The organism is Pseudomonas sp. LBUM1641 (genome assembly GCF_059716235.1).
In genome coordinates this window covers 821470-836847 of the sequence record NZ_CP166815.1, presented here as the reverse complement: position 1 = coordinate 836847, position 15378 = coordinate 821470, and the positions used below count along the sequence as shown (strand labels likewise).

The 15378-nt window shown below is 60.0% G+C and carries 9 protein-coding genes and 1 rRNA gene; 2 read left to right on the top strand and 8 right to left on the bottom strand.

The genetic code is table 11. The features are described from left to right. Nucleotides 1-186: 186 nt before the first annotated feature. Together ACA046_RS03675 and ACA046_RS03670 are read left to right on the top strand one after the other, a co-directional pair. Nucleotides 187-1134 (top strand): LysR family transcriptional regulator, encoded by a 948-nt coding sequence (locus ACA046_RS03675; RefSeq protein WP_459025913.1) that lies wholly within the window; start codon nucleotides 187-189, stop codon nucleotides 1132-1134. A gap of 77 nt (nucleotides 1135-1211) precedes the next feature. Next, complete coding sequence (locus ACA046_RS03670; protein WP_459025911.1) at nucleotides 1212-2018, top strand: hypothetical protein; 807 nt, start codon at nucleotides 1212-1214, stop codon at nucleotides 2016-2018. Nucleotides 2019-2067: 49 nt separating this feature from the next. On the opposite strand, the gene ACA046_RS03665 is transcribed toward ACA046_RS03670, so the two are convergent. The 8 genes from ACA046_RS03665 to rrf form a co-directional block, all read right to left on the bottom strand. After that, nucleotides 2068-2982, bottom strand: a complete 915-nt coding sequence (locus ACA046_RS03665) for a hypothetical protein (RefSeq protein ID WP_459025909.1) — start codon at nucleotides 2980-2982, stop codon at nucleotides 2068-2070. Between the two features lie 323 nt (nucleotides 2983-3305). Beyond that, on the bottom strand, nucleotides 3306-3797 hold the full coding sequence (gene yfiB / locus ACA046_RS03660) for an outer membrane lipoprotein YfiB (protein ID WP_459025907.1): 492 nt from the start codon (nucleotides 3795-3797) through the stop codon (nucleotides 3306-3308). A gap of 4 nt (nucleotides 3798-3801) precedes the next feature. Then, nucleotides 3802-5070, bottom strand: coding sequence for a diguanylate cyclase DgcN/YfiN (dgcN, locus tag ACA046_RS03655; RefSeq protein WP_497675925.1), 1269 nt, complete (start codon nucleotides 5068-5070; stop codon nucleotides 3802-3804). After that, a complete protein-coding gene (yfiR, locus tag ACA046_RS03650) occupies nucleotides 5067-5636 on the bottom strand; it encodes a regulatory sequestration protein YfiR (RefSeq protein WP_076013828.1) in 570 nt (189 codons plus the stop codon). Before yfiR ends, dgcN begins: the two co-directional genes overlap by 4 nt. Before the next feature lie 161 nt (nucleotides 5637-5797). Beyond that, nucleotides 5798-7849, bottom strand: coding sequence for an exodeoxyribonuclease V subunit alpha (recD, locus tag ACA046_RS03645; protein WP_497675924.1), 2052 nt, complete (start codon nucleotides 7847-7849; stop codon nucleotides 5798-5800). Continuing rightward, nucleotides 7846-11523, bottom strand: a complete 3678-nt coding sequence (gene recB, locus ACA046_RS03640) for an exodeoxyribonuclease V subunit beta (RefSeq protein ID WP_497675923.1) — start codon at nucleotides 11521-11523, stop codon at nucleotides 7846-7848. Before recB ends, recD begins: the two co-directional genes overlap by 4 nt. Next, entirely contained in the window at nucleotides 11520-14969 is a 3450-nt protein-coding gene (gene recC, locus ACA046_RS03635) for an exodeoxyribonuclease V subunit gamma (RefSeq protein WP_459025899.1), read from the bottom strand. The genes recB and recC overlap by 4 nt, the downstream gene beginning before the upstream one ends. Before the next feature lie 159 nt (nucleotides 14970-15128). After that, a 5S ribosomal RNA gene (gene rrf / locus ACA046_RS03630) occupies nucleotides 15129-15244 on the bottom strand. Between the last annotated feature and the right edge of the window lie 134 nt (nucleotides 15245-15378).

The window sequence follows — 15378 nt, the reverse complement described above, 5'->3', positions numbered from 1 at the left end:
TTCGGACTTTTGTAGGAGCAAGCTTGCTCGCGAAGAACCGGAGAGCGCCGCATTCATTCAGGCTCCCCGCGTTATCGTTAACGCCCTTCGCGAGCAAGCTCGCTCCTACACATGAGGCGTTCGGACTGTTTTTGGAGTATAGATGTGCAAACTTCTAATAAGAACGCACATAAAAGCCGGTCCAATATGCAAAAAAACATCACGTCACTAGGCTCCCTGAACTGGGATGACCTGAAGTTTTTCCTCGAAGTCGCCCGCACCCGCAAGGCCAGCGTCGCCGCCAAGCGCTTGGCGGTGGACTACACCACCGTGTCGCGGCGCATTACCTCCCTTGAAGGATCGTTGGGCACTCTTCTGTTTGAAAAGTCCCGGACCAACGGCTTCGTATTGACCACCGAAGGCCAGCGTTTGCTGGGTTACGCCGAGTCCATCGAAAGCACCTTGCACATGGCCTGTGAACAGGTTTCCGGCTCCGGCGTGGCGTTGTCCGGCCACGTGCGCATGGGCTGCACCGAAGGGTTCGGCAGCTTCTTCGTCACCCCGCAACTGAGCCACTTCGTCGACACCTACCCGGCGATCTCCGTGGACATCCTGCCCCTGCCCCACTTCATCAGCCTGTCCAAGCGCGAGGCGGATATCGTCATCGCCCTGGAGCGGCCCGAACACGGGCCGTACGTGTGCTGCAAGCTGTGCGACTACAAGTTGCAGCTTTACGCGACCCAGGAATACCTGGACCAACACCCACCCATCCGCCGGGCAGCGGATTTGGCCGAACATCCGTTTATCAGCTACGTGGATGACCTGGCGTTCAGTTCGGAGCTGTTGTACCTGGCGAATGTGGTGCCCGGCGCCAGCGCGAGCTTGCGCAGTACCAGCGTGATCGCGCAGTACGTGGCGGCGCAGCAAGGGCGCTCGCTGGCGATCCTGCCGTGTTTTTTGGCGGCGCAGGATCCGCGGTTGCTGCCGGTGCTTTCGAAGGAGATCAACATTACGCGGCAGTTCTGGATGTACTGCCGCGAGGATTTGAGGAAGTTGAAACGGATCACCCTGTTGTGGGATTACATCCGTGAGGTGACGGAGCAGAATCAGCCGTTGTTGATGGGGGAAACGCGGCAGATGGAGTTCGCAGACTAAGCAGGTGCACTTTAAGCCCCCCCCTCGGGTTTCCTGAGCTTTATTGATAATCCATAGGCTCAGGGAGGGGAAAACTAATGAGTAGCTCAAGCAAAAAGACTGGACGCATCGAGTTCTCGTTATTGCAATACAAGGCTCACGTCACTCAGGAGGATGTGAGGGCCGCATTAGGACGAGTCCTGGAGGATCAGCGGTTCGCGAGGTCTGATCGGCTGTGCACATTATTGAGGTTTTTGGTTGAAAACGCGTTGCAGGAAACGACGAAGAAGCTGACCGAATATGACGTAGGCCTATCGGTATTCGACCGCGACCCTACTCAATACGCAACGTGTGATGACCCTATCGTAAGGGTGCAGATTGGACGACTGCGAAAAAAACTCACGGAGTACTATTCCAGCGTCGCACCACAGCCGACGTTGCGATTTTCCGTGCCGCTGGGCAGCTACATACCATCTGCCAGTATTGCGTTAGCTGAAGAAGCACCGGAACGTATTCACCGATTGTCGGTACGGCAGTTCAAATGTATTACTCATGCTGGCGCTGTCTTTACTCAAGGCTTGTGTGAAGAGTTGAGTTACCGGTTATTCGAATCGTTTGACAACCCGATCATTTCGCACTCCTTCACGGCTTCTCGTTATATTGACTCCGTTGAAGAGGTCGTCAGGGAATACACCCTTGAAGGCAGTGTTCGGGTGGAACCGTCGCGATTGAGAACGTCTGTTCGTCTTGTGGACACCTCCATCGGCTTGATTTCCTGGTCGGCCCAGTTCGACCGGGATAGCAACTATGGAATAACGATCCAGGAGGACTTGGCGAACACTATTTGCTGTGCGTTGAAAGCCTACTTTGACGAGCATCTGCAGCCAGCACAACAAGTGGTATAAAAACGAAACAGGGCGATCAATATCGCCCTGCTTCATTATTTTTTATAGATCACGGAGTTGACCACTTACCGTCGGAGTACAAGCGTACTGCATTGTCACTTTTAGTCAGGTCAATCTCAACCGACTGAGAGCGCGACGAACTGAACATAGTACTCGTTTGGATCTTTTGCTCGAACCACACTAGCACTTTTTCAACAGGTTCAAGTTCAACAGTACCTTTGACAACTTCCTCTGTCGCTACGTAGATCGGGGTACTGACCAGTTTTCCATCAGCGCCGGTGGAGACCTGGTTAATACCCGGATGAATGGTATCGTAATTATTTACCATTGTAATGACAGTGGATTTCCCACCCGTACGTGGATCCTCCAGAGTGCCCACCTTGTTCAGGACTGAAGTTTCGCCCAACCCGATATCCACCAGATTGGTTGACACATCGACCTGAACGCTGGCGTCGAAGTTATTGGTGCCGAACAATTGATATTGCGGAACCCACGAAAAACCAGTGGTAAATGCATATTTACCATAAGCCTGCCAGACAACGTTATAAGCATTGTCACCGACTTTTTTTGCAAAGCACAATTTGTAGTCAGCGTTTTTAAGCGTCTCCAAATCCCCTGGGGCAATTTGAATTTTCACTGACTTCCTTGTCGCTTGCAAAATGGCGCTGAGTGCCTGTGCGTAGTCAGTATGACTTACAACGGGCTTGCCTCCCAGGCTGATCAGCGAGGTCTGCAAGGCATCACCCCACACAAAACTCCAGCTGGTACGCCGGCCGCGAGGGACAGTATTGATCAACTCATTTTCGAAATCCGTATGGTTGACCTCACCGGTAAACGTTACTTTTCGCGAAGCGGGTGACCCCTCGGATGCAACTGGATTTCCGCCGACGGCCCTTAGAGCAGCTTCAAGTTGCTGCTCACTCGGCACGTTGTTATTGTTTTTTTCAATAATTACGAAGTTCATGATGTCACCTCTATTTATCTGAAGTTTTATCAGTGAGCATCGGGTGTCGATGTCAATCGACCTTTATTCAAACCACTCTGAACATCACTTCCATGCCTCGCCAAATAACGAGGTGAGTGGCCTGAATAACGTGCTACAACCCTGTAAACACACTGACAAACCTACTGTAGAGCGGCACCACTTTGCAGGTAAGTATCCTTGATGTAACAACAAACGTTATGCATGAGTAAGAACGGCCGACAGGTTAACAAGGGCTAACCGTAATGCCTGTCAGTTACTTTCGTGTAACCGTAACATTACCGTATTAGCCCTTCGCTCTCTGCTTAGTCTGCAATCACCACAATCGACACCCGACGATTCTCGGTGCGCCCCGCCGCTGTCGTGTTGGACGCCACCGGCTCGCTGCTGCCCAGCCCGCGCAGTTGTACGTTTTCTTCTTTCATGCCAACGCCCACCAACACCTGTGCGACGCTTTTTGCCCGGCGCAGGGACAGTTGCTGGTTGTAGGTTTCCTTGCCCGAGGCGTCGGTGTGGCCGTCAACCCGCACGCGTTCGATGCCCACACCCATCAGCGCCTTGCCGATGCGTTGGACGATTTCGGTGCTGGGGGCATTCAGGCTCTCGACGTCGCTGCCAAACAGCACCTTGCCCGAGAGGCCAAAGGCCCAGCCCTCGTCAGTCAGTTCGAAGCCTTGCTGTTTGAGCACGGCGATTTGCGCCGGTGTCAGGCCTTTGGGCGGCGGTGTCTGGCAGCCACTCAGGGCGAGCATGGCCACGAGCAAGGTGATGAATAAAAAGCGTGCGGTCGAGAACAAGGGATCAACTCCTGTGTTGAACGTTGGCGGCGGGAGACTCGGATTCCGCCGTTTGCTGGCCACCCTGGGAGAGCCGTTTGGCCTGGTACATCGCCGCGTCGGCGGCGTTGAGCAGGTTACCGGGGGTGGCACCATGATCAGGGTAGATGGCAATGCCAATACTGAGTGAGGTCAATACGTGGGTGTCGCCGGGCAGCGCAATGGGCGCGTCCATGCTGGCGATGATTTTTTCGGCAATGCGCTGGGCGTCCTCAAGCCTATGCAGGGGCGACAGCAAGATGGCGAATTCATCGCCGCCCAGGCGTGCCACAAGGTCCTGTTCGCGCAGTTGCGCACGAATGCGCGCAGCCACTGCCACCAATACTGCGTCGCCGGCGGCGTGGCCGTAGTTGTCGTTGATATCTTTGAAGCGGTCGCTGTCGAGGAACAATACCGCGACCTTCTCGTTGAGTTTGGCGGCGCTGCGCAGGGCGCGGATCAGCCGACCTTCGAAGAACGCTCGGTTGGGCAGTCCGGTCAGGCTGTCGTGGCTGGCCTGGTGGGCGAGGGTTTCGTTTTCGCTTTGCAGGTGGGTCTGCCAGGCTTCCAGCTCGTCGAGCAAGGCATTGAAGTCGTTGCCCAGGCTGTCGAGTTCGGCGATTTGCGCCGGCGGTACGCGCCGGTCAAAGGCCCGCTCGCTGCGGGCGGCGTGGGCCACCGAAGCCAGGCTGTGCAACGGCCCGGTGATGCCGCGTAACAGGCGCCGCGCCAGATACAGCGCAACCCAGGCGCTGAGGGCGGTGCACACCAAAATCCCGGCAAGGCCGCTGAGCAGGAAGCGCAACAGGCTGCCGCCATGGCCGGTCAGGTGCACGCTGCCGATGACCTGGCCCTGGTGCAGAATCGGCTGGGTGATGGGCTGTTCAAGCAGCGCATGCGCCAACTGCAGCTCAATCATCGACAGCATCCCGGTTTCCGGGCGCTCCCAATGTGCCAGTTGCTTGCCTTCAACGTTGAAGACTTCTGCCTCGGCCACCTCTTCTTCCGAGGCAATCACAGCCAAGGCTTCAGTGGCTGCCGCGCTGTCGTTGAACACCACCGCCGCTTCCACGGTGTAGTTGATGGAGCGGGCGATCAGGTGCAGGTTGTGGTCGGCATACACCCGTAGCGCGAGCACGCCGAGCAGGGTCAGGGAGATACTGGCCATGCTGACGGCCATCAGCGCCAGGCTCAGGTGCCCACGCCCGATCACCGAACGCAAAGTAGGGCGCACTGGCGCCTTATCAACACTCATGAGCCCGGCGCTCGACGGCGGGACAGTTGCAGTACGCTCGGATGAATGCGCACACCGCTGCGGGCAACGGAGTCCAGGTTGACCTCGAAGGAGACCTGTTCGTCGGCCACTCGCAGGCAAAACAGGCTGCCCACGGTGCATTGGTCGCCGCCTTCGCTGATGCTGAGCACCGGACGGCCGGCCAATGTGGTGAACAGGCGGCTGCGCTCCTCGCTGGTCAATTGGCCGATGTAGACCGCGTCGCATGCGCTGGCAATGTCGGGATGGTCGGCCAGCAGGCGCTGGACCACTACCGGACGGCCGGTAGCCTGGGTGGTGCCTTTGACCAGGTCATCGGTGTATTGGGTCGGCCCGACGATGCACAGGCGCAATTGCGCGGGCTCTACCGGCCAGCGGGCATAACTGAGGATTCCGAGGACCACCTGCGTGACAGACTTGGCCCGGTGATCGGCCATGTCGGCAGGGGGCTGGGCAAAAGCGAGAGGCGTGAAGATCCACAGAAGCGCCAACAGCAGCATTCGTCTCCAGCTCAAACTTCGCTCTGTGGGCGAGACAGCCACGTTCATGCAGCGATTCTCTAAGATCTTCTCGGGATGATGCCGCAACGATAGCACAACGGCGGAACCCCCCCGAGGCGACACCCAGGAGGATTCCGACATTTTATTAAGAAAAATCACACATTTGGATCAGAAAATTTAGATGACCCATTGGTCAGGTTCTTTAACGATCAAGTGCCCAGCTCCAGCATCAGCCCACTCAAGCGCTTCACCTTGCGACTCACCGCCTCTTCGAACACGCCACCCCGGGGTTCGATCAGGCTGAACCAGTCCTTGGCGCGGGTGATGCCGGTGTAGATCAACTCTTTGGTGAGCACCGGGTTCAGCGCATCCGGCAGAATCAGTGCGGTATGGGTGAATTCAGAGCCTTGGGATTTGTGCACCGTCATCGCATAAACGGTTTCGACGTCGTTGAGCCGGCTGGGCAGCACAAAGCGCACGCCGCCCTGGCCATCGTTGCGCGGGAATGCCACCCGCAGCACCTGCGGCCCGCCGTCGCTTTCGGGTAGTTTCAGGGCGATGCCAATGTCGCCGTTCATCAGGCCAAGGCCGTAGTCGTTGCGAGTCATCAACACCGGGCGGCCTTCGTACCACTGCTGATCGCTGTCGATCAGCCGGGACTTGAGCAGCGCCGCGGTGATGCGCAGGTTCAAGCCCTCGACACCCCACGGGCCCTTGCGGACGGCGCAGAGCAACTGGAATGCGTCGAAGGCTTTCAGCAGCTTTTGCGCCCAGAGCGTCCAGGCCTCGGCATCCCGTGGCGTCTCCAGGGACGGGCGCGCGGTCTGCAGCAGCTTCAGGTAATAGCGATAACCGTGGGCTCCGTCACCGTGGCCGTCCAGCACCAGGCGCTCCAGGGCATGGTCGTGCTCGCCCTTGAGGCTGACGCAAAACAGATCGGCATGGCTGCGGGCAGCCAGCAGTTTGCGGGCCTGTTCAGGATTTTGCTGATTGACCCAACGGGCCAGTTGGCCGATGCCGCTGCCTTCGTCAAAACGCCGCGAGTAACGCAGCATCACCACTTGTTGCGCCAATGGATGACGGCCGTCGAGGTCTTCCTGCAGGCCGCTGGCGCCGAGGTCTTCGCCGCTGACCTGTTGCAGCCACTGGCGGGTTTGCGGGCTGTAGAAACCGGCTTCGGCGTCGCGGCACAAATCACCCAACACCGCGCCGGCTTCAACCGAGGCCAACTGGTCCTTGTCCCCCAGCAGCACCAGGCGGGCATGGGGCGGCAGCGCGTCCAGCAGGTTGGCCATCATTTCCAGGTCAATCATTGAGGCTTCATCCACCACTAATACATCCAGGGGCAACGGATTGCCGATGTGATGCCGGAAGTGTCGGGTGCCGGGTCGGCTGCCCAGTAAACGGTGGACGGTGGTGACCTGAGTCGGGATTTTTTCCTTCACCGCATCCGGCACTTTCAGCGACAGCACTTGCTGGCTGATGGACTCGGTCAAGCGTGCGGCCGCCTTGCCGGTGGGTGCTGCCAGCCGGATGCGCAATGCGCTGCCGTTCTCCACCGCTGGCGCCTGCAGCAGAGCGAGCAAGCGCACCACCGTGGTGGTCTTGCCAGTGCCCGGGCCGCCGGTGACGATGCTGAATGCACCGCGTGTGGCCAGGGCGCAGGCGAGTTTTTGCCAGTCGACGACACCGTCTGGCGGGGCCTGGTCGAACAGCCGATTCAAGCGTTCGGGCAGATCGTCGGCAACGCTTTCGGTGGTGGCGAGTCGCAGGCGCAAGGCGCTGTCGATGCGCCGTTCGTAAGTCCAGTAGCGGCGCAAATACAGGCGTTTGCCCGACAGCACCAGTGGCCGGCTTTGCGCGTCCGCGCTGCCGTCGACGGCCAGTGCCACCAGGCGGCTGGCAGCCAGGACGTTGCACCAGTGAGCGCCATCCAGGCCGTCGAGCAATTGCGATGGCAACAGCATGACGCCCGTTTGCGCATCACCTTCGGGCGGCAGCGACAGGGCGAAATCCGGGGTCTTGAGGGTTTCGAACAGGTCCAGGCACACATGGCCATGGCCCAGTTGGTGACTGGTCAGGGCGGCGGCCAGCAACACCAGGGGGTCAGCCTGGGGATCAAGCTCGTGGAGGAAGCCGACGAAGGCTTTATCCAATGCGCGCAACCAGCCGCGCTGCCCCCAAAGATCGAGCAATTGCACCAGGTCGGCGGCGCGGCTGAGGGGCGTCAGCGCCTCGAGCGGTAACGGCGACAGGCTCATAGCAGCTCTCCTTGTTCCCAGGCAGGCTCGGCCTTGGGTGGTAGCGGTTTACCCTGGAACAGCAGGTCCAGGTTTTCGATCAATTCCCGGGGCGGACGGGTGAAGTACGCACCCTGGCTCGAGGAATGAGTGCCCCTCAGGAACAGGTACAACGCACCACCGACATGGCGGTCGTAGTCGTAATCCGGCAGACGAGCCTTGAGCTGGCGATGCAGGGCCAGTAGGTAAAGCACGTATTGCAGGTCGTAACGATGATCGAGGATCGACAGTTCCATGGCCTGTTGTGTGTAGGCCGAATCGTCGGGACCGAGCCAGTTGGATTTGTAGTCAGCCACGTAGTAGCGGCCTTGGTGCTCGAACGTCAGGTCGATAAAGCCCTTGAACATGCCGTTGAGCAGCACAGGTTCAGCCGACACGCGGGATACGCCATTGTGAGTGTGCTGGCACACCAGTTTGTCGAGCGCCAGGACGTCGACCTTGTGACTGGCGAACCAGAATTCCATTTCGATCTGGTAGTGCTGCAACTCATTGAGGGCCATCTGCCCGTTGCCCAGCGGCAGCCGGGCTTGTAACAGGTGCCCGAGCCAGCCGCCGAGGGTGCCGATCCAGCCTTCCCATCCACGCCGGTTACAGCGGCGAGCAACCGCATCTTCGATGGCCTCCGGGGTAACGTCGAAGCCTTCGCCGCCCGCCCATTCCAGCAGACCATGGAGGAAGGTGCCGGGGTTTGGCCCGCGTGGGAAACGGTGAATATCCCCACCAGAAGCCGGCACTTCGCGCGGTGCGTCCGGGTCGAGGCGTTCGTCGTCGAACAGCTTCTGCGCTTGTGAGCTTTCCGGTGCTTCGAGGCTGGCGGCGCTCATGCTTTCGCCGATGCGCAGCGCACTGTAGGAAGCGATCCACCAGTTTTCTGCCGCCTTGCGTTTGGGTAGGAGCGGCGCGAGCAAAGTGGCTTCGTTGCGCGGCGGGTGGAAGATGACCGCATCGGCTTCGGGCATCTCTGAGTAATGCAGCGCAGGGCAGCCTTGCTGCAAGTCGAGCAGCCAGCGGGCCAGGCCGGCGGACTCGCCCAGTGAAGCACCGCCGCCGAGCAAGTAGCCCAGGGCCGACAGGTGCAACACCGAGCTGTTGTTATTGCCGCGCTTCAGGTCAGCGATCCCCAGCCAGCAAGCGTGTTTGGCCCGGGTCAGCGCTACGTAAAACAAACGCAGGTCTTCGGCCAGGCGCTCGTCGTCGGCTTGGGCGATCAACTCGGCGGTGGGCCTGAGGCTGACTTGGGATTTGCCGTTTGCATCGTGGTAATGCAACGGCAAGCGGCTGCCATCCACCGGTTTTGCCGAGCAAATGAACGGCAGGAAGACCAGGTCGTATTCCAGCCCCTTGGATTTGTGGATCGTCACCACTTTGACCAGTTGCTCATCGCTCTCCAGACGCAGGATCTGCTCTTCGCCAGCCTGCCCGGAGAGCGCGAGATGTTCAGCCAGATGGCGAATCAATGCCTGTTCGCCGTCCAACTCCGCGGCCGCCTGTTGCAACAATTCCGAGAGGTGCAACAGGTTGGTCAGCACCCGTTCGCCATCGCTGCGGGTGATCAGGGTTTGCGGCAATTTGAAGTCGTGCAGCAGGCGGCGCAGCATCGGCAGCACGCCTTGGGTGCGCCAGATCGTGCGGTAGTCGCGGAACTGCATCACGCGTTTTTCCCACGCTAGTTCGTCCTGGTTCAGACGCTCCAGTTCGGGCAATGACAGGTTCAAGGTAACGCAGGCCAGGGCAGCACGCAGCGGACGCTCGACGTCCGGCTCGGCGCAGGCTTTGAGCCAGGCCAGCAAGTCGTGAGCTTCCTGGGCGGCAAACACCGAATCCTTATCAGACAGGTAGACACTGCGCACACCACGGGCGGCCAGTTCACCACGCACCGCTTGGGCTTCCTTGCCGTCGCGCACGAGGATGGCGATATCTGACGGCAGCACGCCTTTGAAGCTAGCGTCTTTGCTCAGGAATCCGGCAGTACCCTGCTGGCCGCCGTTGAGTAATGCGACGATTTGACTGGCACAGGTCGCGGCCAGCTGTTGGCGGTAGAGCACGCTGGAGATCGGCTGGTCGGTGGGCAGGTGCCAGAGGTTCAGCGCGGGCAACGTCTGACCGTTGACCTGCAGTTGTTCTTTGCGGCCTTGGGACAATACCGACTGGAACGGCACCGGATTCGTCCCGTCGGGTTCGCGGAACAGGAACGCGCCGCGGCCTTTTTCTGCGCGCTGGAACACATGGTTTACCGCCTCGACCATGGCGTGGCTGGAACGGAAGTTGGTGCCCAGGGTGTGATGGCGGCCGGTGGTGGACTGGCGCGCACGCAGATAGGTGTAGATGTCGGCACCACGGAAGGCGTAGATCGCCTGCTTCGGGTCGCCGATCAGGAACAGGCCGCTGTCGAGGTGGTTTTCTTCAATGCGGTAGATGCTGTCGAAGATGCTGTATTGCACCGGATCGGTGTCCTGGAATTCGTCGATCAAGGCGACCGGGAATTGCTCACGGATCACACTGGCCAGGCGTTCGCCGCCGTCGGCCTGCAGGGCGGCGTTGAGGCGGATCAGCATGTCGTCGAAGCCCATTTCGGCGCGACGACGTTTTTCTTCTTCGAAGCGTTTTCCAACCCAGCCGGCGGCGTGTTGCAGTACTGCGGCGTCCGGCGTTGGCAGGGCGTCGAGGCTGGCCTTGAGACTGGCCATGGCGTCGATACCCGGATGGTGCGGTGGTTCGCCTTTCCAGGCTTCGGCCATACCGTCGGGCGTCAGGCGGGTGAAACCGGTGCCGATGTCCAGTTGTTCAAGGGACTCGTCAGCTGCCCAGGCGCTGATCTTCTCAAACCAGGGCTCGAAGTAACGCGCTTGCATCTTGCGGCCATCGACGGCTTTGGCGGCGACGGCCTGCAAGCAAATGTTGCGCAACTCTTCTGCCCATTGTTGCCAGGGTGCCTTGAGCGCGACGAGGGCTTGGCGGCGTTCCTGTAGGCATTCGTTGATCAGCTCGGCGGGGTCGCGAGTTTCATCCGTGGGCCGCTCGCTATTGAACAACGCGCGTACCCGTGGCATCAGGGCTGCCGGGCCGCCCCAATTGTTGCGCACCCAGTTCAATGCGTCGTCGTGCATCGGGTAGCAGAACAATCGCCAGTAGTCGCGTAGCACTTCGCCGAGCAGGTCGCTGTGGTCGGTTTCCAGGGTCTGGGTGAACAGGCTGCCGCTGTCGAAGGCGTGTTCGCGCAGCATGCGCTGGCACCAACTGTGGATGGTAGAGACGGCGGCTTCGTCCATCCATTGGGCAGCGATATCCAGACGATTGGCGCAGCCGGGCCATTGTTCGGGGCTGTATTGGTCGCGCAGTTCGGCGATCAGTGCATCGGGTTCTTCGATTTCTTCGCGGAAAAAACGCGCGGCTTCTGCCAGGCGGATGCGGATACGTTCGCGCAGTTCTTTGGTGGCGGCGTCGGTGAACGTCACGACGAGAATTTGCGGCGGCAGCAACTCGCGGCCGAAGCCCGATTCGTCACCGCCGTGGCCAAGTACCAGGCGCAGGTAAAGCGCCGAGATGGTGAACGTCTTGCCGGTGCCGGCGCTGGCTTCGATCAGTTGGCTACCCTTGAGCGGGAACGCCAGGGCCAGGGGTTTTATGCCGCTCATGCGCTGGCCTCCGCGCTGGTGAGTGATCGCCAGGGGGCGTTGATCAACGGTCGATAGAGGGTTTCGCACCAACCTTCAAACTCTTCGCTGGCCAGCAGGGCAGCGTAGTCGGGGAACTGCCGGGTGAGCGCAGGGCTTTCGCGGCGCTCGCCGTCGGTGGTTTGGCCGTCGCCTTCATAGGCTTTGCTGGCGGCGGCTTGCGCTTTGGCCGGGTCGGTTTGACCGAGCCAGGCGAACGCTGTTTTAACGGCGATCGGCAGTGGTTCGCTCATGCCGGTTTTCCACGCGAGCAGCAGGTTGCCGAGGAGCTCCTGGGCGGTGGCTTGCTCCAGCGGGGCCAATAGCAGCGTGTCGTCGCTCGCAACCAGGCCGGTGCTTAATGGCAGCCCGCAGGCGCAGACCACCAAGTGGTTCACCCACGGACGAATCAGGCGATGCCACTTGCGGGTCTTGATCGAGCCGATACTGTTGGGAATGGCGGTGACGCTTAAAAAGCTGCCGTCGCTGCGTTGGTGCAGGCCGCTGATCCAACCTTCCAGCTGGATGCCGTGATGCTCAAAACTGATCGGTTCAGCACTGGTGTGCGGTGTTGGCCAGAGAGCCAGGAGTTGCTGATAACGTTGCAGCAGATCCGGCAAGGGCTCAATCAGTTCTTTGCGCAGGCATTCGCCGAAACCGACCATGGGCAACAAGCCGCTGCCTTGCAGGCGCAGGGCTTGGGCGTTGAGGGCTTCGTCGAGGTTGTCGGGCCGGGTCAATGCGGCGGCGAGCAGACTGTCGCTCAGGCTGTAGCGCTGCAGTGCGTCGAGGACGAAGGGTTCTTCATCTTCCAGCGGGACTTCGGCGGCTTCGAAAAACACTTTCAGGCGCTGGCTGAAGAAGTGTTTGACCGGGTTGCGCAGGAAGTCTTGCAGTTGGCCGAGGCTCAGCGGTTCTTCCTGGATGTAGGGCGCCAGGCTGCCGGTATCTGGGAGATTGTCCGCTGTTGCATGGAGCAACTGCCATTCGCGGGCGTAGCTGAACAGCTCATCACCTTCGTGGAAGTAGCGGGCGCTGAAGGGTTGGAGCGGGTGTTCCTGGGTGGTGGCTTCCAGCAGTGGTTCGCCGCTGGTGGTGTGCCAGCCGCTGGCGATGTGGTCGCGCAACTGGCCAATCAGGACAGATGCCGGGCGGTCACTGTTGTCGCGGATGCTGCGGCCAACCCAACTGATGTAAAGCTGGTCGCGGGCCGAGAGCAGGGCTTCGAGCAACAGGTAGCGATCGTCTTCACGGCGTGAGCGGTCGCCCGGGCGGTAGTCGCTGCCCATCAGGTCGAAGTCCAGCGGCGGTTGCGCGCGCGGGTAGTCGCCGTCGTTCATGCCCAGCAGACACACCAGCTTGAACGGGATCGCACGCATCGGCATCAGAGTGCAAAAATTGACAGCCCCGGCGAGGAATCGTTGGGACAGGCGGCCCTGGTCGAGCCCAGCCAGCCAGGCCTCACGGACTACTGTCAGGGGTAACTCGTCGTGCAAGCCGACGGACTCGCAGGTCTCCAGCCAGGTTTCTCTCAGTTGCTCGAGTTGGCCCAAGAGGTAGTCGTCGTGCTCGTTGCTCGGGAGGAAGAACAACTGCATCAGGTTCTGCAGGCGCTCGCCCCACTCTCTCGGCGCGGCGGGTTGTGACAGTGCCTGGTGGGCGTCGTGCAGTGCGTCGAGCAGTGCGACCAGCGGGCCGATCAGTGCGGCGTCGAGGCCACCGATTTCATCGTAAGGCTCGATGCCATCGCAGGCCGAACCCGTACCGACGGCGTAGCCCAGGAGCATGCGGCGCAGGCCGAAACGCCAACTGTTTTGCTCCAGCTCCTGGGGCAAGCCGAGACCGGCGCGCTGTTCGGCGTTGAGGCCCCAGCGGATGCCTGCGCCTTCGATCCAGCGGTGCAGGGTCGGCAGGTCGCGCTCCTTGATGGCGAAGCGTTCACGCAGGGCCGGGACGTCGAGCAGGTCGAGGATTTCGCTGACCGGGAACCGGCTGTCGGGGAGCTTGAGCAAGTGTTCGACGGCGATCAGCAATGGGTCGCGGCCGCGCTGGCCTTGGTCTGTCAGGGTGAACGGAATAAAGCGTAGGTCGCTTCTATCAAGCTGGCCGAACACGGCGCGAATGTGCGGCGCGTAGCTGTCGACGTCGGGGACCATGACGATGATGTCCCGTGGACGTAGCGTGGGATCGGCGCTGAAGCGCTGGAGTAACTGGTCGTGGAGAATTTCTACTTCGCGTTGGGCGCTGTGGGCGATGTGGAAGCGGATGGACGTGTCACGCTGCAGATCGACGCTTGGCCAAAGTTCGCGGGTTTCGTTGAGCGGTCGCAGTTCGAGAATGTCGTCCTGAAGCTGGTTGAGCAATGTGGTGGGCTCGGTCTCGCTGAACAGGTCGATGCGGCCGTCGCGGAATGCCGAGCGGTAACTGTTGGGGTCGTCGTAGCTGTCCAACAGGTTGATGTAGTCGCGGCCTTGCTTGCCCCAGGCGGCGAGCAGCGGGTGGGCGTGCTGGTGCAGGGTTTGCGGGTCGATGGTGACCGGCATTCCGGCTTTGCGCGCCTGGCGTTTGTATTCGTTTCGGAGCAGGTCTTTGTCGGCGACGATGTCGGACCAGTGGTGGCGACAAGGGTTGTGCACGCACAGCAGCACTTGGCTGAAACGGGCGAGGCCGGCGAGCGCTTCCAGGGCCTGGGCTGGTAGGGAAGAAATGCCGAAAACGATCACGCGGGAAGGCAGGCCAACCGGGGCTTTTTCGAGGGTGTTGATGCGCTCGATAAAGCGCTGGTGAACACCGGCGCGACTCTGGGCCATGCCCTCCTCTCCGACATCCAGCAGCAGGGCACGCCATAGTTCGGCTTGCCAGCAGTTGGCTGGGCTCAGGGGTTTGGATTCGCCTCGGCCGTTACGTAGCTGATGGCGACCGTCAGCCCAGTCTTCCAGCCAGTCGGCACGGTAGACCTGGTATTGGTCGAACAGATCGGCGAGGCGCTCTGCCAGTTGGTAGCGTTTGCGTAGGTCCGTGTCGTGGGTCAGGAAGCGTTGCAGGGGCTCGAAGTGGGGCTGGTTGATCAACTCGGGGAGCAGGCGCATAAGACGCCAGGTCAGTGGGGCTTTATCTAACAGGGACTTGAGCGGGATTTCATCTTTGCCCAGGACCATGCGATAGAGCTGCCACATGAAGCTGCCGGGAAGTTGTACGTCTATAGCCGCAGCGATGCCGCAGCCGCCCATGTCGTCATCTTCAGGGTCTGAAGCCAGCGCCAGTTTGAGCCATTGGGCAATACCGTTGCTTTGTACCAGGGCGATTTCGTTTTCCAGGGGAGCCAGTGGGTAACGGCGCATCCAGCTGACAACCAGGCTGCGCAGCTCATCCAGGCGGTTGCCGTGAACCACCATGAATCCAGCACTGAGGGACGTCGCATCCGGCATAACGGCTTCCTTGGGAAAAGCAAAATCGAGGGATGGACTTTAGCATTGAAGGCAACCGTAGGCTGCAAGTGAGGAACACTTGGGGACGCTCGCGATACTTTCCGACCGCCCAAAACAAAACCCCTGATTGCGTTAGCAATCAGGGGTTTCGGAATTTAATCTTGACGATGACCTACTCTCACATGGGGAAACCCCACACTACCATCGGCGATGCATCGTTTCACTGCTGAGTTCGGGATGGGATCAGGTGGTTCCAATGCTCTATGGTCGTCAAGAAATTCGGGTACTGAGTCGTGACCGGTTGGTCTCGCTTCAGCAAATTGGGTATGTGATAGCTTTGGTGTTTTGTGAGCATCTCGAACTTTCGGTTCGTTTCGTCTTCACACACCGCAATCTGATGCTTCTACTT

What these genes read in the sequence shown, in the direction of transcription:
- ACA046_RS03675 (WP_459025913.1), top strand. Translation starts at nt 187, where the DNA reads ATGCAAAAAAACATCACGTCACTAGGCTCCCTGAACTGGGATGACCTG.
- recD (WP_497675924.1), bottom strand. Translation starts at nt 7,849, where the DNA reads ATGAGCCTGTCGCCGTTACCGCTCGAGGCGCTGACGCCCCTCAGCCGC.
- recB (WP_497675923.1), bottom strand. Translation starts at nt 11,523, where the DNA reads ATGAGCGGCATAAAACCCCTGGCCCTGGCGTTCCCGCTCAAGGGTAGC.
- ACA046_RS03665 (WP_459025909.1), bottom strand. Translation starts at nt 2,982, where the DNA reads ATGAACTTCGTAATTATTGAAAAAAACAATAACAACGTGCCGAGTGAG.
- yfiR (WP_076013828.1), bottom strand. Translation starts at nt 5,636, where the DNA reads ATGAACGTGGCTGTCTCGCCCACAGAGCGAAGTTTGAGCTGGAGACGA.
- ACA046_RS03670 (WP_459025911.1), top strand. Translation starts at nt 1,212, where the DNA reads ATGAGTAGCTCAAGCAAAAAGACTGGACGCATCGAGTTCTCGTTATTG.
- recC (WP_459025899.1), bottom strand. Translation starts at nt 14,969, where the DNA reads ATGCCGGATGCGACGTCCCTCAGTGCTGGATTCATGGTGGTTCACGGC.
- dgcN (WP_497675925.1), bottom strand. Translation starts at nt 5,070, where the DNA reads ATGAGTGTTGATAAGGCGCCAGTGCGCCCTACTTTGCGTTCGGTGATC.